A 19,215-nucleotide genomic window follows, 5' to 3' on the forward strand; every position below is an offset into this window, starting at 1 on the left:
TCAAACCGTGCAAGGTTCTCAGTTATGGGCGTGCAGTGCTTCGTTCAGCTCGATGGCCGACTTGTGGGTCTTGCATTCCACTGCACCGTTCAGCGAGTTGCGGCGGAACAGCAGGTCGGTCTGGCCTGCCAGGTCACGCGCCTTGACCACCTTGACCAGTTCGTTGTTCTCGTCCAGCAGGTTCACCTTGGTGCCGGCAGTGATGTACAGGCCCGCTTCGACGGTGTTGCGGTCACCCAGCGGGATACCGATACCGGCGTTGGCGCCGATCAGGCAGCCTTCGCCGACCTTGATGACGATGTTGCCGCCACCGGACAGGGTGCCCATGGTCGAGCAGCCGCCGCCCAGGTCCGAGCCCTTGCCGACGAATACGCCAGCGGAAACCCGGCCTTCGATCATGCCCGGGCCTTCGGTGCCAGCGTTAAAGTTGACGAAGCCTTCGTGCATGATGGTGGTGCCTTCGCCAATGTAGGCGCCCAGGCGCACACGAGCGGTGTCGGCGATACGCACGCCGGCGGGAACCACGTAGTCGGTCATTTTCGGGAACTTGTCCACCGAGAACACTTCCAGCAACTCGCCTTTGAGGCGTGCTTCGAGTTGCAGTTCGGCCAGTTCGCTCAGGTCGACCGCGCCCTGGTTGGTCCAGGCCACGTTCGGCAGCAGCGGGAAGATGCCGGCCAGGCTTACGCCGTGTGGCTTGACCAGGCGGTGCGACAGCAGGTGCAGCTTGAGGTACGCCTCTGGGGTCGAAGCCAGCGCAGCGTCTTCGGCCAGCAGGGTGGCGACCAGCGGCTTGTGGCTTTCGGCCAGGCGGGTCAGCAGCGCGGCCTGGGCGGCATCCACGCCTTTCACGGCTTCGGCCAGTTGGGCGGCCTGGGCGTTGCTGAAGGCGATGGCCTGGTTGCCACCCTGGTAACCAAGAACAGGCGCGACTGCGGCGACCAGTTCGGCGCTTGGGTTGAGCAGGGGTTGTGCATAGAACACTTCCAGCCAGGCGCCCTGGCGGTTCTGGGAGCCGACACCGAAGGCCAGGCTGAACAGGGTATTGGACATGTGATTACCTCGTGCGAAATAGGGTAGGGGCTCAGGCGAAGGCTGCGGCGTACAGGTCAGGCTTGAAGCCGACCAACGTGCGCGCGCCAAGGTCGAGCACCGGGCGCTTGATCATCGACGGCTGGGCCAGCATCAGCTCGACGGCCTTGGCCTGGTCGAGGTCTGCCTTGCTGGCGTCGTCCAGCTTGCGGAACGTGGTGCCGGCACGGTTGAGGATGACTTCCCAGCCGTGTTCGTCGCACCAGCGGTTCAGGCTGTCACGGTCGATGCCTCGGGTCTTGTAGTCGTGGAATTCGTAGGCGATGGACTGGTCTTCGAGCCAGGTACGCGCTTTTTTCATGGTGTCGCAGGCTTTGATGCCGTAGAGCGTGTAGGTCATTGTGTGCATTGGGGATCACAGGTTGCCCCAACCTCTCCGTTTTTCGATTTCAGTCGCGGGATTATGCGGGAAGCAACCTCGCGGCGCCACGCCTGTGGCGCGCCTGATTAATGCTGAAATTGCGCTCATTCCCATGGATACCCTGCTGCCCGCACGATTGCCGGGTATCATCATGTTACATATTTGCCCGCCACCTGCGACTATCGTGCAGCGGCCTCAACGCGCCGATCACCGCTAGCATATTGTTTCAATGGCGATGTTTCGCCCTGTTGTCGTTTCTGGTTTATAAAGGAAGCCTTACCGGATGCAGTCCGCCTACACCGTCCTCATCCTGTTGACCTTGGTCAGCCTGTCGAAACTGGTCGGTCGCCTGATTCCGCTGCCCTTGCCGCTGGTGCAGATCGCCGCTGGCGCCTTGCTGGCGTGGCCGACCCTGGGCCTGCATGTGGCGCTGGACCCCGAGCTGTTCCTGTTCCTGTTCCTGCCGCCACTGCTGTTCGCCGATGGCTGGCGTATTCCCAAGCGCGAATTGTGGCGCCTTCGAGGGCCTGTGGTGGCGCTGGCGGTAGGGCTGGTGCTGTTTACCGTGGTCGGCGCCGGTTACTTCATTCACTGGCTGATGCCCAGTATCCCGCTGCCGGTGGCCTTCGCCTTGGCCGCCGTGTTGTCGCCGACCGACGCCGTTGCCGTATCGGCCATTACCCAGGACCGCCTGCCCAGCCCGCTGATGCACATGCTGCAGGGCGAGGCGCTGATGAACGACGCGTCTGGCCTGGTGACCTTCAAGTTCGCCCTGGCGGCGGCAATCACCGGGGTCTTCTCGCTGGCCGACGCCAGCTTCAGCTTCGTGCTGGTAGCACTGGGGGGCCTTGCAGTGGGCGTGGCCCTGAGCTGGCTGATCGGCCGCCTGCGCATGTGGATGATCACCCGGGGCTGGGACGACCCTGCGACCCATGTCGTGTTCATGCTGCTGTTGCCGTTCGCGGCTTATGTACTGGCCGAGCGCCTGGGCGTGTCGGGCATTTTGTCGGCAGTGGCCGCCGGCATGATGCAGAGCTGGCTCGACCTGCTGCCACGCCAGACCAGCACTCGCCTGCTCAACCGCAGCGTCTGGTCGCTGCTGGAGTTCGCCTTCAATGGCCTGATTTTCCTGCTGCTGGGCCTGCAGTTACCGGACATCATCAAGGCCGTGGTCAGCCACGAAACCACCGTGTGGCCTACCCTAGCCTACCGCTGCCTGGATGTGCTGGCGATTTTTGCCGCGCTGATCCTGCTGCGTTTCATCTGGGTGCAGAGTATCTGGCGCGCGATCGGCGTGGTACGCCGCTGGCGCGGTAAGCCGGCGCTGGTGCTGGTACCTACGGCACGCTCCTGCTGGCTGCTGACCTTCGGCGGCGTACGGGGTGCAGTGACCCTGGCGGGTGTGATGTCGGTCCCGTTGCTGATGGGGGCAGGCAAGGCGTTCCCGGAACGGGACCTGCTGATTTTCATCGCGGCAGGGGTGATCCTGCTGTCGTTGGTCAGCGCCTGTATCGCCTTGCCGCTGTTGCTGCGCGGGGTGACCAAAAGCGCTGACGAGCGCTTGCAACAGGAGGTGCAGGAAGCCTGGCGGCGCACGGCAGAAGCTGCGATCCATGCCCTGGAGGCGGAGGAAGTGATCGACAGCAATGCGCCGCAGGATGCAGACCAGGCAACCATGGCCACGGAACTGAAGGCGCGCCTGATGGCAGAGTACCGGGATGAGCTGGACAGTTACAACGACACGGCCGAAGCCAAGGCACTGGCCGAGCAGATGGATTTGCTGGAGCGCCGCTTGCGCCTGCGGGCGCTGAGGGCGCAGCGGCTGGAGCTGTACAACTTGCATCGTCAGCACCAGGTGGGCGATGAAGTGGTGCGGCAGGTGCTGGGCGAGCTGGATATGAGCGAGGCGAACCTGGGCCAGGTCAAATAGAGCGCCGGGGCTGCCTTGCAGCAACAGGTATCTCACCTAACCCGGTAGGAGCAACTGTCTTTCTGCAAATTTGAAAAGCCTGCGCGATTCATTGTGGGTGCGGGCTTGCCCGCGAAGCAGGCGACGCGGTGCCTGGCACCGGCTGCGCCGGTGTTCGCGGGCATGCCCGCTCCCACAGGGCCTGCGCTGGCTTGGAGTTGCCACCGTACTTGCAGGAGCAACTGTCTTTCTCAAATTTTGAAAAGCCTGCGCGATTCACCTGTGGGAGCGGGCTTGCCCGCGAAGTAGGCGACGCGGTGTCTGGCACCGGCTGCGCCGGTGTTCGCGGGCATGCCCGCTCCCACAGGGGGTCTGCGCTGGCTTGGAGTTGCCGCCGTACTTGCAGGAGCAACTGTCTTTCTCAAAATTTGAAAAGCCTGCGCGATTCACCTGTGGGAGCGGGCAAGCCCGCGAAGCAGGGGACGCGGTGTCTGGCACCGGCTGCGCCGGTGTTCGCGGGCATGCCCGCTCCCACAGGGCCTGCGCTGGCTTGGAGTTGCCGCCGTACTTGCAGGAGCAACTGTCTTTCTCAAAATTTGAAAAGCCTGCGCGATTCACCTGTGGGAGCGGGCAAGCCCGCGAAGCAGGCGACGCGGTGTCTAGCACCGGCTGCGCCGGTGTTCGCGGGCACGCCCGCTCCCACAGGAACCGCGTACAAACCGCCCCCCGATTCTGTCAGCGGCTTTGCAGAAACGCGCGAATGCGCTCGGCAGCCTCGATGCACTCGGCCAACGGTGCGACCAAGGCCATGCGGACACGCCCCGCACCCGGGTTCACACCATCCACTTCCCGCGAAAGGTAAGACCCCGGCACCACCGTCACATGCTGGGCTTCGAACAAATCACGAGTGAACTCGGCATCGTCGCCAGGCACCTTGGCCCACAGGTAGAAGCTGCCGTCCGGGCGCTGTACGTCCAGTACCGGCTGCAGAATCTCCAGCACGGCATCGTATTTGGCGCGGTACTGGTCGCGGTTTTCACGCACATGCGCTTCATCCTGCCAGGCGGCGATGCTCGCCAGTTGGGTTTGCACCGGCATGGCGCAGCCGTGGTAGGTACGGTACAGCAGGAATGGCTTGATGATGTCGGCGTCGCCGGCAACGAAGCCCGAGCGCAGGCCCGGCAGGTTGGAGCGCTTGGACAGGCTGTGGAAGACCATGCAACGTTTGAAGTCGCTGCGGCCCAGCTCGGCGCAAGCGCTCAACAGGCCGGGCGGCGGGGCGTCTTCGTCGAAGTACAGTTCGCTGTAGCACTCATCGGCGGCGATCACGAAGTCATGCTCGTCGGCCAGGGCAATCAGCTTTTTCAGGGTGTCCATGGGCACCAGCGCCCCGGTCGGGTTGCCCGGCGAGCACAGGAACAGGATCTGGCAGCGCTGCCAGACATCGGCCGGCACGGCGTCGAAGTCCGGATTGAAGCCATTGCCTTCCAGGCACGGCAGGTAGTGCGGGGTGGCACCGGCCAGCAGGGCTGCGCCTTCATAGATCTGGTAGAACGGGTTCGGGCTGACCACCAGGCCGTCATCGGCGCGGTTGACCACGGCCTGGGTGAAGGCGAACAGCGCCTCGCGGGTGCCATTGACCGGCAGGATATGGCGGTCGGCGTCGAGCCAGCCGGCGGGCACGCCAAACCGCTGCTCGCACCACTGGCCAATAGCCTGGCGCAGCGCCGGCAGGCCGAGGGTGCTGGGATAGACAGCCAGCTTGTCGAGGTTATCGGCCATGGCCTGGGCGACGAACGCCGGCGATTCGTGCTTCGGCTCACCGATCGACAGGGCGATGGCGCGTTTGTTCGCCGCAGGCTTCACGGTGCCCAGCAGGGCGCGGAGCTTTTCGAACGGGTAGGGCTGAAGCTGGGTCAAGGCATGGTTCATCGGCGCAAGGTCTCGTCAATCGTCTAATCGTTAAATGGTCACGCGGCTGGGGCTGGTGTCGCTGCCTTGGCCGGCCTGCAACTGTTGCACGATAGCCTCCTGCAGGCGGCTGCACAGTTGCGGGTCGGACAGCGGCTGGTTGTCGGCATCGGTGATGAAGAACACGTCCTCGACCCGTTCGCCGAGGGTAGCAATCTTGGCGTTCTGCAGTGACAGGTCGAATTCCAGGAAAATCCGCCCCAACCGGGCCAGCAGGCCAGGGCGGTCGGGGGCCGTGATCTCGAGGATGGTCACTGGCCGTTGGGCATCGTTGAGGATGGTCACCTGTGGCGGGAAGTCGAAGTGCTTGAGCTGGCGGGGCACCCGGCGCTGAATGATGGTCGGGTAGTTTTCGGGGTTGCGCAAGGCTTCGCTCAGGCCGTCGCGAATCTGCCGCACCCGTTGCGGGTTGTCGCCAATCGAGCCACCGTCGTTGTCCAGCACGATGTAGGTGTCGAGCGTGAACTGGCTGCTGGAAGTGATGATTCGCGCGTCGTGAATGTTCAGGTTCAGCTGCGACATGGCCGCTACCGTCACCGCAAAGAAGTCGTGCTGGTCCGGGGCGTAGATGAAGATCTGCGTGCCACCCTCGAACTCGCGCTGGGTGGTTTCCTTGATCAGCACCAGGGGGCCGCCATCGGCGGGCTGCTGCAGGATCGCATCACTGTGCCAGGCCACGTCGGCCGCAGTGTGCTTGAGGAAGTAGTCATCGCCCAGCTGCGACCACAATTGTTCGACGTCGTCCGGGTCGGTGCCCTCGCGCACCAGGATGTCCAGGGCCGCAGACTGGGTTTGGCGAATCTGCTCTTCGCGGTCCAGCGGGTTTTCCAGGCCGCGGCGCAAGGCCCGCTTGGTCTCGGTGTAAAGCTGGCGCAACAGGCTGGCGCGCCACGAGTTCCACAAGCTGGGGTTGGTGGCATTGATATCGGCCACGGTCAGCACGTACAGGTAGTCCAGGCGCGTTTCGTCGCCGACGTGCAGGGCGAAGTCGTTGATCACCTGCGGGTCGGACAGGTCCTTGCGCTGGGCGGTGGTAGACATCACCAGGTGGTTGAGCACCAGCCAGACGATCAGCCGGCTGTCCCACGCGGGCAGTTGGTGGCGTTCGCAGAACCTCTGCGCGTCTACCGCACCGAGCTCCGAGTGGTCACCGTGGCGGCCCTTGCCGATGTCGTGGTACAGGCCAGCCAGGTAGATCAGCTCGGGTTTGGGCAGGCGCCCCATGAGCTTGCTGGCCAGCGGAAACTTCTCGGACACCGGTGTGTACTGCAGCTTGCGCAGGTGTTTGATGAGGTTGAGGGTGTGCGCATCCACGGTATAGATGTGGAACAGGTCGTGCTGCATCTGCCCGACGATCAGGCCGAACTCGGGCAGGTAACGCCCCAGGATGCCGTAGCGGTTCATTCGGCGCAGGTTGCGGTGTATGCCGATCTCGCACTTGAACAGCTCGATGAACAGGCTGGTATTGCGGATGTCGGTGCGGAACGTGTCGTCGATCAGGTGCCGGTGTTCGCGCAGCAGGCGCACGGTATCGGCGCGTACACCCTTGATTTCCGGGTGCTGGGCCATCAGCACGAACATCTCCAGCATGGCGAACGGTGTGCGCTTGAACACGTTCGGCCGGGTAGCCTCGATATAGCCGTCATGCAGGCGGAAGCGCGCATTCAGCGGCTGGGTGCTGCCACTGTCCTCGTCGGCGAGGATGACCTCCTCGAAGTGCTGGATGATCAGGTCGCACAGCTGGCTGATGCTCATCACCACCCGGTAGTACTGGGTCATGAACTGCTCGATCGCCCGCTTGGGGTTCTCGTCGTGGTAGCCCAGCAGTTCGGCCAGGCTGCGCTGGTGGTCGAACAGCAGGCGGTCTTCGGCGCGGCCGGCCAGCATGTGCAGGGCGTAACGCACCTTCCATAGAAAGTCCTGCGACGAGGCCAGCAGTTCGTTCTCGCTTTCCAGCAGGAAGCCTTCGCCAGCCAGCGCGAGCAGGTTCAAGGTGCCGTATTGGCGGCGCGCCACCCACAGTACGGTCTGGATATCGCGCAGGCCGCCAGGGGACCCTTTGACGTTGGGTTCCAGGTTGTACTCGGTGTCGTTGTACTTGTGGTGGCGGGCCTTGAGCTCGGCGCGCTTGGCCAGGAAGAACTCCTTGCTCGGCCACATGTGTGCGGTGCTGGTCACGTCCAGCATGCGTTGGCGCAACGGCTCCGGGCCGGCAATGGTGCGGCTTTCCATCAGGTTGGTGATCACCGTAAGGTCGGCGCGGGCCTGCTCGGCACACTCGTCCACGGTACGCACGCTCTGGCCGACTTCCAGGCCTATGTCCCACAGCAAGGTCAGAAACCGTTCGATGGCGTCGCGGTACTGTTCATGCTCGGCAGCGCCCAGGAGGATCAGCAGGTCGATGTCCGAATGCGGGTGTAGTTCACCGCGCCCGTAGCCACCCACCGCAACCAGGGCGATGCCGCTGTGGTCGCCCCAGTCGAACTGGTTCCAGGCCTGTTGCAGGATATTGTCGACCAGCCAGGCACGGGCCTCGATCAGCGGGCGAATGTCGCCGCCGGCGCGAAAACGCTTGTCGAGCACCTCGCCGGCCAGGCGGATGGCTTTCTTGAAAGCGGCGATAGGGCTCGCTTTGAGGGCCAGTTCCGCCTGGAACTGGCCGCGGTCGAACAGTTCGGGGTCCACCTGGGGCATCGCGTCACGTTCCTGTCGTGGGTTGGCCGGGATCAGGCCGAGGTGCGCGGGATCGTGTCGTCCTTGCGCAGGGTGAAGATCTCGTAGCCGGTCGCAGTCACCACCAGGGTGTGCTCCCACTGGGCCGAGAGCTTGCGGTCCTTGGTGATGGCGGTCCAGCCGTCGCCCAGCACCTTGGTGTCAGCCTTGCCCTGGTTGATCATGGGCTCGATGGTGAAGGTCATGCCTTCTTTCAGTTCCATGCCCGTGCCTGCGCGGCCGTAGTGGAGGATCTGCGGTTCTTCGTGGAACACCTTGCCGATGCCGTGCCCGCAGAATTCACGCACCACCGAGAAGCCGTTCTTTTCGGCGTGCTTCTGGATCACTTCACCGATGTCGCCCAGGCGGCACCCCGGCTTGACCAGTTCAATGGCCTTGTACATGCATTCCTGGGTCACCTTGGACAGGCGCTCTGCCCATGCTGGCACGGTGCCGACGTGGAACATGCGGCTGGTATCGCCGTGGTAGCCGTCCTTGATCACGGTGACGTCGATGTTCAGCGTGTCACCGTCCTTGAGCGGCTTGTCATTGGGGATGCCGTGGCAGACCACATGGTTGATCGAGGTGCAGATCGACTTCGGGTAGCCTTTGTAGTTGAGCGGCGCCGGGATGGCCTGCTGAACATTGACGATGTAGTCGTGGCACAGGCGGTCCAGCGCTTCGGTGGTGACGCCGGGCTTGACGTGTTCCTCGATCATTTCCAGCACTTCGGCAGCCAGGCGGCCAGCGATGCGCATCTTTTCGATGTCTTCTGCGGTCTTGATGGTAACGGTCATTACAGGCTCTCTACGGCGCCGTGCACGGCGCGAACAAACGGGAAAGGGCTTATTCTATCAGAGCGTCAGGGTGCAAGCTGCAAGTGGCAAGTGGCAAGTGGCAAGTGGCAAGTGGCAAGTGGCAAGCGGCAAGCGGCAAGCGGCAAGCGGCAAGCTACAAGAAGAAGCGGATCGTGCGTCGGCTGCTTTTTGCTTTTTGCTTTTTGCTTTTGCTTTTGCTTTTGCTTGCAGCTTGCAGCTTGCAGCTTGCAGCTGCCTCCACCGGGTTCCGTTTGCCCGCGGTCTGTGGTATAACATGCGCCGCTTTCGGGCACGACCCCGTCAGCATTTAACCCACACACGTGTCGACACGATGACCTGGGTGCCCCGAGTTGCAGAATTCGCGGGTTGGTCATTGGGATACGTGGAGGCCCAACCCGACTTATCAAGGAACTATCATGTCCCAAGTCAACATGCGCGATATGCTGAAGGCCGGTGTGCACTTCGGCCACCAGACCCGTTACTGGAACCCGAAAATGGGCAAGTACATTTTCGGCGCGCGTAACAAGATCCACATCGTCAACCTGGAAAAAACCCTGCCAATGTTCAACGACGCTCTGTCGTTCGTAGAGCGCCTGGCCCAGGGCAAGAACAAGATCCTGTTCGTCGGCACCAAGCGTTCCGCCGGCAAGATCGTCGCCGAGCAAGCTGCTCGTTGCGGTTCGCCATACGTTGACCACCGTTGGTTGGGCGGCATGCTGACCAACTACAAAACCATCCGCGCCTCGATCAAGCGTCTGCGCGACCTGGAAACCCAGGCCGAAGATGGCACTTTCGCCAAGCTGACCAAGAAAGAAGCCCTGATGCGCTCCCGCGACCTGGAAAAACTGGATCGCAGCCTGGGCGGCATCAAGGACATGGGTGGTCTGCCAGACGCTCTGTTCGTTATCGACGTTGATCACGAGCGCATCGCGATCACCGAAGCCAACAAACTGGGTATCCCGGTTATCGGCGTTGTCGATACCAACAGCAGCCCGGAAGGTGTTGACTACATCATCCCAGGTAACGATGACGCCATTCGCGCTATCGAGCTGTACATGACTTCGATGGCTGACGCTGTCATCCGCGGCCGCAACAACGTTGCCGGCGGCACTGAAGTCTACGCTGAAGAAGCGGCTGCACCTGCTGCTGAGTAATAGGCGCTAGCGTCTACTTGGCACGCGAAAAGGGGGCTCTGCCCCCTTTTTGCCACCTTGAAATCCTGCTGTCAGCATCGGCCCCGCATCATGGGCCTGCTGGAACACAAGCAGCGGATTTGCAGAATTTAACGCCCGTGACCAACGGGTGGAATGGTTGAAAAACTTTCCAAGAGGATTTTGAAATGGCAGCAATTACTGCAGCGCTGGTCAAAGAACTGCGCGAGCGTACCGGCGAAGGCATGATGGATTGCAAAAAGGCCCTGGAAAAGGCCGGCGGCGACATCGAAAAAGCCATTGACGACATGCGTGCCTCGGGCGCCATCAAGGCCGCCAAAAAGGCTGGCAACGTCGCTGCTGAAGGCGCTATCGCGGTCAAGACCGACGGTAAATCCGCCGTTCTGCTGGAAGTGAACTCGCAGACCGACTTCCTGGCCCTGCAAGACGACTTCAAGAACTTCGTTGCTGAAAGCCTCGAAGAAGCCTTCGCCCAGAAGCTGACCGACGCTGCGCCGCTGATCGCTTCGCGTGAAGCTGCTCGTGAAGCCTTGGTCGCCAAGTGCGGCGAGAACGTCAACATCCGCCGCCTGGTGCGCGTTGAGGGTGACGTTGTCGGTGCCTACCTGCACGGCAACAAGATCGGTGCCGTTGTTGTCCTGAACGGCGGCGACGTCGAGCTGGCCAAGAACATCGCCATGCACGTGGCTGCGTCGAACCCTGAGTTCCTGGATTCGTCGGAAATCTCCGCCGAGGCCATCGAGCGTGAGAAGGGCGTGTTCCTGCAGCTGAACGCTGACAAGATCGCCGGCAAGCCAGAGAACATCGTTGAGAACATGATCAACGGCCGTATCACCAAGTTCAAGGCTGAAGCGTCGCTGAAAGAGCAGGCTTTCGTCATGAACCCGGAAGTCAAAGTTGGCGAGCTGGCCAAGAAAGCCGGTGCTGAAATCGTTTCCTTCACCTACTTCAAAGTAGGCGAGGGCATCGAGAAGCCAGTCGACGACTTCGCTGCTGAAGTTGCCGCTCAGGTAGCTGCTGCCAAGCAGTAAGACAGCCCCGTCTGTCGCCCCAAAGAGGCTGCCCGCTCACGCGCGCAGCCTCTTTGTCAAAGCGGGAGCGGTTTACAGAAACCGCTGTTCGCGGACGCAACCGTTGCGTCACGTTACAGTTACAAGCAGGCTCAAGCAGCCCGCCAGAATTTTACAAACGCCGCAGGAGAGATTCGCAATGGCTCAGCAGGGCAGTGGTCATCAGGCTCGCTATAAACGCATTCTACTCAAACTTAGCGGCGAGGCCCTGATGGGCTCGGAAGAGTTCGGGATCGACCCCAAGGTCCTGGATCGCATGGCGCTGGAAGTCGGCCAACTGGTCGGTATCGGTGTTCAGGTAGGCCTGGTGATCGGTGGTGGCAACCTGTTCCGTGGCGCGGCGCTCAGTGCAGCCGGCATGGACCGTGTTACCGGCGACCACATGGGGATGCTGGCCACCGTGATGAATGCCCTGGCCATGCGCGACGCGCTGGAGCGGGCGAACATCACTGCCATCGTCATGTCGGCGATCTCCATGGTGGGTGTCACCGATCATTACGACCGCCGCAAAGCCATGCGTCACCTCAACGCCAAGGAAGTCGTGATTTTCGCCGCCGGTACTGGCAACCCGTTCTTCACCACCGACTCTGCCGCTTGCCTGCGCGCCATCGAAATCGATGCCGACGTGGTATTGAAGGCAACCAAGGTCGATGGTGTATACACTGCAGATCCATTCAAGGACCCGCATGCCGAGAAGTTCGATCATCTGACCTACGATGAAGTGCTGGATCGCAAGCTGGGGGTAATGGATCTCACGGCAATTTGCCTATGCCGCGACCACAAGATGCCGCTGCGCGTCTTCAACATGAACAAGCCCGGCGCCCTGCTGAACATCGTGCATGGCGGCGCGGAAGGAACCCTGATCGAGGAAGTCCAGAAATGATCAACGACATCAAGAAAGACGCGCAGGAGCGCATGACCAAGTCTCTCGAGGCCCTGGCTCGCAACCTGGCGGCCATCCGTACGGGGCGCGCTCACCCAAGCATCCTGGATACCGTCAAGGTTACTGCCTGGGGCAGCGAGATGCCGCTGAACCAGGTGGCTGCAATCACCGTCGAAGATGCCCGCACGCTGAAGATCGTCGCCCACGACAAGAACCTCAGCGCGGCTATCGAAAAAGCCATCCTCACCTCTGACCTGGGCCTGAACCCGTCCAGCGCCGGTACCACCATTCGCGTACCGATGCCGGCCCTGACCGAAGAAACCCGCAAGGGCTATACCAAGCAGGCCAGCGCTGTTGCCGAAGACGCCAAGGTAGCCGTGCGCAACGTGCGCCGCGACGCCCTGGCCGACCTGAAGAAGCTGACCAAGGACAAGGAAATCAGCGAAGACGAAGAGCGTCGCGCCGCTGATGACATCCAGAAGCTGACCGACAAGTTCGTTGCCGAGGTCGATGCTGCCTTCAAGGCCAAGGAAAAGGACCTGATGGCCGTCTGAGGCCGGGGTTTTTTAATGGAAAAGACCAAGCCAGCGGTGCCGTCCTCGGTGCCGCGTCATGTCGCGATCATCATGGACGGCAACAACCGCTGGGCAAAAAAACGCCTGCTGCCCGGCGTGGCCGGGCACAAGGCGGGTGTCGACGCCGTTCGCGCGGTCATCGAAGTCTGTGCCCAGTCCGGGGTCGAGGTGCTGACCCTGTTCGCCTTCTCCAGTGAAAACTGGCAGCGCCCGGCCGAAGAAGTCGGTGCGCTGATGGAACTTTTCTTCTCGGCCCTGCGCCGTGAGGCCAAGCGCCTGAACGAAAACAATATCAGCCTGCGCATCATCGGTGACCGCTCGCGGTTCCACCCGGAGCTGCAGGCTGCCATGCGTGAGGCCGAGGCGCTGACCGCCGGCAACAACCGCTTCATCCTGCAAATCGCTGCCAACTACGGCGGCCAGTGGGACATTGCCCAGGCCGCGCAACGGCTGGCGCGGGAAGTGCAAGCCGGGCACCTGCGCCCGGACGACATCACTCCTGGCCTGCTGCAGACGTGCCTGGCAACCGGTGAACTGCCGTTGCCGGACCTGTGCATCCGCACCGGTGGCGAGCATCGCATCAGCAATTTCCTGCTGTGGCAGCTGGCATATGCCGAGCTGTATTTCTCCGACCTGTACTGGCCGGACTTCAAACACGAGGCCATGCGTAATGCCCTGGCCGATTTCGCTTCGCGCCAGCGCCGCTTCGGTAAGACCAGCGAGCAGGTCGAGGCTGGAGCTCGTGCTTAATGCTTAAACAACGCATCATTACCGCGCTGATCCTGCTGCCGATTGCGCTGGGTGGTTTCTTCCTGCTCAACGGTGGGGATTTTGCCCTGTTCATCGGCTTCGTAGTGACCCTCGGTGCCTGGGAGTGGGCGCGCCTGGCCGGCCTGATGGCCCAGCCAATGCGCATTGCCTACGCCTTGGTGGTGGCCGGGGCGCTGATGCTGCTGTACATCCTGCCGGAACTGGCCCCCTGGGTGCTCGGCGCCGCAGTGATCTGGTGGGGGTTGGCGACCTGGCTGGTGCTGACCTATCCACGCAGCAGCGAGTTGTGGGCCAGTGCTGCCTGCCGGCTGCTGATAGGGCTGCTGGTGTTGCTGCCCGCCTGGCAGGGGTTGGTGCTGCTCAAGCACTGGCCGCTGGGCAACTGGCTGATTCTCTCGGTCATGGTGCTGGTGTGGGCTGCCGACATCGGCGCGTACTTCTCTGGTCGTGCATTCGGCAAGCGCAAGCTGGCTCCGCAGGTCAGCCCCGGCAAGAGCTGGGAAGGCGTGTATGGCGGCCTGGCGGTCAGCTTGCTGATCACCCTGGGGGTGGGCATAAGCCGCGACTGGGGCGTTGGTCAGGTGCTGCTGGGCTTGCTGGGTGCTGCGCTGCTGGTGATGGCCTCGGTGGTCGGTGACCTGACCGAGAGCATGTTCAAGCGCCGCTCCGGCATCAAGGACAGCAGCAACCTGCTTCCCGGCCACGGCGGTGTGCTCGACCGCATCGACAGCCTGACGGCGGCGATCCCGATCTTTGCCGTGTTGTTGTGGGCTGCCGAATGGGGTGTCATGTGACTCGCCCGCAACGTATCACCGTGCTCGGTGCCACCGGCTCCATCGGCCTGAGCACCTTGGACGTGATTGCCCGGCACCCTGATCGCTACCAGGCGTTCGCCCTCAGCGGCTATTCACGTGTCGACGAACTGCTGGCCCTGTGCGTGCGCCACCGCCCGGCGTTCGCCGTGGTGCCGAGCAGCGAGGCGGCCATGCGGTTGCGTGCAGGGCTGGCGGCAGCCGGTTGTGCGACCGAGGTGCTAGAAGGCGACGCCGGGCTGTGCCAGGTGGCGTCGGCAAGCGAAGTGGACGCCGTGATGGCGGCGATCGTCGGGGCTGCCGGCTTGCGGCCCACCTTGGCGGCTGTCGAGGCGGGCAAGAAGGTCCTACTCGCCAACAAGGAAGCGCTGGTGATGTCGGGGGCCCTGTTCATGGACGCCGTGCAGCGCCATGGCGCGGTGCTGCTGCCAATCGACAGCGAGCACAACGCTATCTTCCAGTGCATGCCTGGCGACTATGCCCGCGGCCTGAGTGCCGTGGGGGTGCGGCGGATCCTGCTGACGGCTTCCGGTGGCCCATTCCGTGAAACGCCCATCGAAGCGCTGATGGGGGTGACCCCGGAGCAAGCCTGTGCGCACCCTAACTGGTCGATGGGGCGCAAGATCTCCGTGGATTCGGCCAGCATGATGAACAAAGGGCTGGAGCTGATCGAAGCCTGTTGGCTGTTCGATGCTGCGCCGGCCAAGGTCGAAGTGGTGGTGCACCCGCAGAGCGTGATCCACTCGCTGGTCGACTACGTGGATGGCTCGGTCCTCGCGCAGCTGGGCAACCCCGACATGCGTACCCCGATCGCCAACGCCCTGGCCTGGCCCGAGCGGATCGACTCCGGGGTGGCGCCGCTGGACCTGTTCGCCGTCGCTCGTCTGGATTTCCAGGCGCCCGACGAACAACGCTTCCCTTGCCTGCGCCTCGCGCGGCAGGCTGCCGAAGCCGGCAACAGTGCCCCCGCCGTGCTCAATGCCGCCAACGAAGTGGCGGTGCAAGCATTTCTCGAGCGGCGTATTCGCTTCCCGGAGATCGCGGGTATGATCGAACAGGTACTCGAGCAGGAACCTGTGGTGCCCCTGCCTTCCCTGGATGCGGTATTCGCCGCCGACCAGCGGGCCCGGGAGCTTTCCCGTGAGTGGCTGCGTCGCCACGGCCGCTGATGCAGGCTCGCTACGGTGCGTGAGGGGGCAGGGTATTGCCCCGCCCCGCTGAATATCATTCGGAGATGGACATGACAGCGCTCTACATGATTATCGGCACCCTCGTGGCCCTGGGGGTGCTGGTGACCTTTCATGAATTCGGCCACTTCTGGGTCGCGCGCCGCTGTGGCGTGAAGGTGCTGCGTTTTTCGGTGGGCTTCGGCACGCCGCTGCTGCGCTGGCATGACCGCCATGGCACCGAGTTCGTCGTGGCGGCGATCCCGCTGGGCGGCTACGTGAAGATGCTCGACGAGCGCGAAGGTGATGTGCCGCCGGCGTTGCTCGGCCAGTCGTTCAACCGCAAGCCGGTAGGCCAGCGTATCGCCATTGTCGCGGCCGGCCCGATCGCCAACTTCCTGCTGGCAATCGTGTTCTTCTGGCTGCTGGCGATGCTGGGTACCCAACAGGTTCGCCCGGTCATTGGTAGCGTCGATGCCGGTAGCCTGGCGGCGTCGGCCGGGCTGGCCGCAGGTCAGGAAATCGTCTCTGTGGACGGCAAGCCGACCAGCGGTTGGGCCTCGGTCAACCTGCAGTTGGTGCGGCGCCTGGGCGAGAGCGGCACCTTGCAGGTTGGCGTGCGCGACGATGGCGCCAGTGCCGAGCGCCAGTTGCAGGTCAAGCTGGACAGCTGGTTGAAAGGCGCCGATGAGCCAGACCCGATCCAGTCCCTTGGGCTGCACCCATGGCGCCCGGCGATTGCGCCGGTGTTGGCCGAGATCGACCCGAAAGGGCCGGCTGCCGCTGCGGGCCTCAAGAGTGGTGACAAGCTGCTGGCGGTCGATGACGTTGCCGTGACCGAATGGCAGCAGGTGGTCGACAGTGTACGTGCCCGCCCGGACGCCAAGGTGCAGGTCCGCGTGGAGCGCGACGGTGCTGCCCTCGACGTGCCGGTGGTCCTGGCCCACAAGGGCGAGGGCAAGGCCGTTGCCGGATACCTGGGCGCCGGGGTCAAAGGTGGCGAATGGCCTGCCAGCATGCTTCGCGAAGTCAGCTATGGCCCGCTGGAGGCGGTGGGCGAGGGCTTGTCACGCACCTGGAACATGAGTGTCCTGACCCTCGAATCGCTGAAGAAAATGCTGTTCGGGGAGCTCTCGGTAAAAAACTTGAGTGGACCGATAACCATTGCTAAAGTGGCGGGCGCTTCAGCCCAGTCCGGCATCGGGGATTTCCTGAATTTCCTCGCCTACCTGAGCATAAGCCTGGGGGTTCTTAACCTGCTGCCCATCCCGGTACTCGATGGGGGGCATTTGCTGTTTTATCTGGTCGAGTGGGCGCGCGGTCGTCCGCTGTCGGATCGGGTGCAAGGTTGGGGGGTCCAGATCGGTATCAGTTTGGTCATAGGGGTGATGTTGCTCGCCCTGATCAACGATCTGGGTCGACTATAAAGCTTCGCTCAATTGCGAACCCGCCGTTTTTTCACGGCGGGTTGTTTATTGCCAGTTGGAATAAAAGGACTTCATGAAACGTCTGCTGCTAACTGCGGTCATGTCCGCACTGATGATCGCTGAAGTTCACGCCGAGTCCTTCACCATCTCCGATATTCGCGTCAACGGCCTGCAGCGGGTATCCGCCGGCAGCGTGTTCGGGGCCTTGCCGCTGAACGTCGGTGACCAGGCTGATGACCGCCGCCTGGTGGACTCGACCCGTTCCCTGTTCAAGACCGGGTTCTTCCAGGACATCCAGTTGAACCGCGATGGCAATGTGCTGATCATCAACGTGGTCGAGCGCCCGTCGGTGTCGAGCATCGAGATCGAAGGCAACAAGGCGATCAGCACCGATGACCTGATGAAAGGCCTGAAGCAATCCGGCCTGGCCGAAGGCGAGATCTTCCAGCGTGCCACCCTTGAAGGCGTGCGTAACGAACTGCAGCGCCAGTACGTGGCCCAGGGCCGCTACTCGGCCGAGGTCGACGCCGAGGTGGTGCCACAGCCGCGCAACCGCGTGGCACTGAAGATCAAGATCAACGAAGGCACGGTCGCGGCCATCCAGCACATCAACATCGTCGGCAACAACGTGTTCGATGACGAAACCCTGGGCCAGTTGTTCGAGCTGAAAACCACCAACTGGCTGTCGTTCTTCAAGAACGACGACAAGTACGCCCGCGAAAAGCTGTCCGGCGACCTTGAGCGCCTGCGTTCCTACTACTTGGACCGCGGCTACATCAACATGGACATTGCCTCCACCCAGGTGTCGATCACTCCGGACAAGAAGCACGTCTACATCACCGTCAACATCAATGAAGGCGAGAAGTACACCGTTCGCGACGTGAAGCTGTCCGGTGACCTCAAGGTGCCGGAAGACCAGGTCAAGTCGCTGCTGCTGGTGCAGCCCGGCCAGGTATTCTCGCGCAAGGTGATGACCACCACGTCCGAGCTGATCACCCGCCGCCTGGGCAACGAGGGCTACACCTTCGCCAACGTCAACGGCGTGCCACAGCCAAACGAACAGGACCACACGGTTGACATCATGTTCGTGGTCGACCCGGGCAAGCGTGCCTACGTCAACCGCATCAACTACCGCGGCAACACCAAGACCGAAGACGAAGTGCTGCGTCGCGAAATGCGCCAGATGGAAGGCGGGTGGGCGTCGACCTACTTGATCGACCAGTCCAAGACTCGCCTCGAGCGCCTGGGCTTCTTCAAGGAAGTCAACGTCGAGACCCCACCGGTGCCAGGCACCGATGACCAGGTCGACGTCAACTACAGCGTGGAGGAGCAAGCCTCCGGTTCGATCACCGCCAGCGTCGGTTTCGCCCAGAGCGCGGGCCTGATCCTGGGTGGTTCGATCAGCCAGAGCAACTTCCTCGGTACCGGTAACAAGGTATCCATCGGCTTGACCCGTTCGGAATACCAGACCCGCTACAACTTTGGTTTCGTGGACCCCTACTTCACTGCCGACGGCGTGAGCCTGGGCTACAACGCCTTCTACCGCAGCACCAACTACGATGACCTCGATGTCGACGTGGCCAGCTACGCGGTGGACAGCCTTGGTGCAGGTGTGAGCCTGGGTTACCCGATCAGCGAAACCTCGCGCCTGACCTACGGCCTGAGCGTGCAGCAGGACAAGATCAAGACCGGCAAGTACACCGTTGACGAGATCTTCGACTTCCTCGACCAGGAGGGCGACAACTTCCTCAACTTCAAGGCGTCGATCGGCTGGTCCGAGTCGACCTTGAACAAAGGCGTGCTGGCGACCCGTGGTCACTCGCAAAGCCTGACCCTGGAGTCGACCATTCCGGGCAGCGACCTGTCGTTCTTCAAACTCGACTACCGTGGCCAACTGTTCAAGCCGATTACCAACGACTACACCCTGCGCCTGCACACCGAGCTGGGCTATGGTGATGGTTATGGCAGCACCTCCGGCCTGCCGTTCTACGAGAACTACTTCGCGGGTGGCTTCAACTCCGTGCGTGGCTTCAAGGACAGCAGCCTGGGCCCACGTAGTACCCCAAGCCGCGGTGAAGGCAACCCAGGTGGCAAGCCCGGTACCATCGCCGACCCGGATCAGGATCCGTTGCCGTTCGGTGGTAACGTGCTGGTGCAAGGTGGCGTCGAATTGCTGTTCCCGCTGCCGTTCGTCAAGGATCAGCGTTCGCTGCGCACCTCCGTGTTCTGGGATGTGGGTAACGTGTTCGACACCAATTGCGGCAGCAAGCCTGATTGCGAGAAGGTCGGCTTCTCGGGCATGGCCAGTTCGGTCGGCCTGGGCGTGACCTGGATTACTGCACTGGGCCCGCTGAGCTTCAGCCTGGCAATGCCGGTCAAGAAACCGGACGATGCCGATACCCAGGTGTTCCAATTCTCTCTGGGCCAGACCTTCTAAGGTCGGCCCTTGCTTAACGACAACGGTTTATCCAGGAGT

General features: G+C 62.5%; 15 protein-coding genes. 10 read left to right on the forward strand and 5 right to left on the reverse strand.

Features of this window, described 5'->3' with window-relative positions; translation table 11 throughout:
- Positions 1-18: 18 nt before the first annotated feature.
- Both dapD and GEV39_RS05230 read right to left on the reverse strand, forming a co-directional pair.
- Positions 19-1,053, reverse strand: a complete 1,035-nt coding sequence (dapD, locus tag GEV39_RS05225; protein ID WP_009686960.1) for a 2,3,4,5-tetrahydropyridine-2,6-dicarboxylate N-succinyltransferase — start codon at positions 1,051-1,053, stop codon at positions 19-21.
- A gap of 31 nt (positions 1,054-1,084) precedes the next feature.
- Positions 1,085-1,432, reverse strand: a complete 348-nt coding sequence (locus GEV39_RS05230; RefSeq protein WP_173891655.1) for an ArsC family reductase — start codon at positions 1,430-1,432, stop codon at positions 1,085-1,087.
- A gap of 304 nt (positions 1,433-1,736) precedes the next feature.
- Here GEV39_RS05230 and GEV39_RS05235 point away from each other — a divergent pair, with 304 nt between their 5' ends.
- Entirely contained in the window at positions 1,737-3,383 is a 1,647-nt protein-coding gene (locus GEV39_RS05235) for a Na+/H+ antiporter (RefSeq protein WP_173887784.1), read from the forward strand.
- Positions 3,384-4,097: 714 nt separating this feature from the next.
- On the opposite strand, the gene dapC is transcribed toward GEV39_RS05235, so the two are convergent.
- Genes dapC through map form a run of 3 tightly spaced genes read right to left on the reverse strand, consistent with a single transcriptional unit; the run spans position 4,098 to position 8,842 of the window.
- The gene (gene dapC, locus GEV39_RS05240) at positions 4,098-5,294 is read right to left on the reverse strand and encodes a succinyldiaminopimelate transaminase (RefSeq protein WP_173887785.1); all 1,197 of its coding nucleotides are present in this window, start codon (positions 5,292-5,294) and stop codon (positions 4,098-4,100) included.
- A gap of 30 nt (positions 5,295-5,324) precedes the next feature.
- On the reverse strand, positions 5,325-8,027 hold the full coding sequence (locus GEV39_RS05245; protein ID WP_173887786.1) for a [protein-PII] uridylyltransferase: 2,703 nt from the start codon (positions 8,025-8,027) through the stop codon (positions 5,325-5,327).
- A gap of 32 nt (positions 8,028-8,059) precedes the next feature.
- On the reverse strand, positions 8,060-8,842 hold the full coding sequence (gene map / locus GEV39_RS05250; protein ID WP_009686955.1) for a type I methionyl aminopeptidase: 783 nt from the start codon (positions 8,840-8,842) through the stop codon (positions 8,060-8,062).
- A 437-nt stretch (positions 8,843-9,279) separates the two neighbouring features.
- Here map and rpsB point away from each other — a divergent pair, with 437 nt between their 5' ends.
- The 9 genes from rpsB to bamA all read left to right on the forward strand — a co-directional run bounded on the left by rpsB (position 9,280) and on the right by bamA (position 19,176).
- Positions 9,280-10,017, forward strand: a complete 738-nt coding sequence (gene rpsB / locus GEV39_RS05255) for a 30S ribosomal protein S2 (RefSeq protein WP_003252287.1) — start codon at positions 9,280-9,282, stop codon at positions 10,015-10,017.
- A 185-nt stretch (positions 10,018-10,202) separates the two neighbouring features.
- A complete protein-coding gene (gene tsf, locus GEV39_RS05260; protein ID WP_009686951.1) occupies positions 10,203-11,066 on the forward strand; it encodes a translation elongation factor Ts in 864 nt (287 codons plus the stop codon).
- Between the two features lie 178 nt (positions 11,067-11,244).
- Complete coding sequence (gene pyrH, locus GEV39_RS05265; RefSeq protein WP_009686950.1) at positions 11,245-11,988, forward strand: UMP kinase; 744 nt, start codon at positions 11,245-11,247, stop codon at positions 11,986-11,988.
- On the forward strand, positions 11,985-12,542 hold the full coding sequence (frr, locus tag GEV39_RS05270; protein WP_054911714.1) for a ribosome recycling factor: 558 nt from the start codon (positions 11,985-11,987) through the stop codon (positions 12,540-12,542). Before pyrH ends, frr begins: the two co-directional genes overlap by 4 nt.
- Before the next feature lie 15 nt (positions 12,543-12,557).
- On the forward strand, positions 12,558-13,313 hold the full coding sequence (gene uppS, locus GEV39_RS05275; protein ID WP_173887787.1) for a polyprenyl diphosphate synthase: 756 nt from the start codon (positions 12,558-12,560) through the stop codon (positions 13,311-13,313).
- Positions 13,313-14,128, forward strand: a complete 816-nt coding sequence (locus GEV39_RS05280) for a phosphatidate cytidylyltransferase (RefSeq protein WP_173887788.1) — start codon at positions 13,313-13,315, stop codon at positions 14,126-14,128. Before uppS ends, GEV39_RS05280 begins: the two co-directional genes overlap by 1 nt.
- The gene (gene ispC / locus GEV39_RS05285; RefSeq protein WP_173887789.1) at positions 14,125-15,315 is read left to right on the forward strand and encodes a 1-deoxy-D-xylulose-5-phosphate reductoisomerase; all 1,191 of its coding nucleotides are present in this window, start codon (positions 14,125-14,127) and stop codon (positions 15,313-15,315) included. Before GEV39_RS05280 ends, ispC begins: the two co-directional genes overlap by 4 nt.
- Before the next feature lie 71 nt (positions 15,316-15,386).
- Positions 15,387-16,739 carry an RIP metalloprotease RseP gene (gene rseP / locus GEV39_RS05290; protein ID WP_173887790.1) on the forward strand — a complete coding sequence of 451 codons (1,353 nt, stop codon included), beginning with the start codon at positions 15,387-15,389 and terminating at the stop codon, positions 16,737-16,739.
- A gap of 73 nt (positions 16,740-16,812) precedes the next feature.
- On the forward strand, positions 16,813-19,176 hold the full coding sequence (bamA, locus tag GEV39_RS05295) for an outer membrane protein assembly factor BamA (RefSeq protein WP_173887791.1): 2,364 nt from the start codon (positions 16,813-16,815) through the stop codon (positions 19,174-19,176).
- Positions 19,177-19,215: the final 39 nt, after the last annotated feature.

Source organism: Pseudomonas sp. NY5710, assembly GCF_013305665.1.
Taxonomy (GTDB): Bacteria; Pseudomonadota; Gammaproteobacteria; order Pseudomonadales; family Pseudomonadaceae; genus Aquipseudomonas; species Aquipseudomonas juntendi.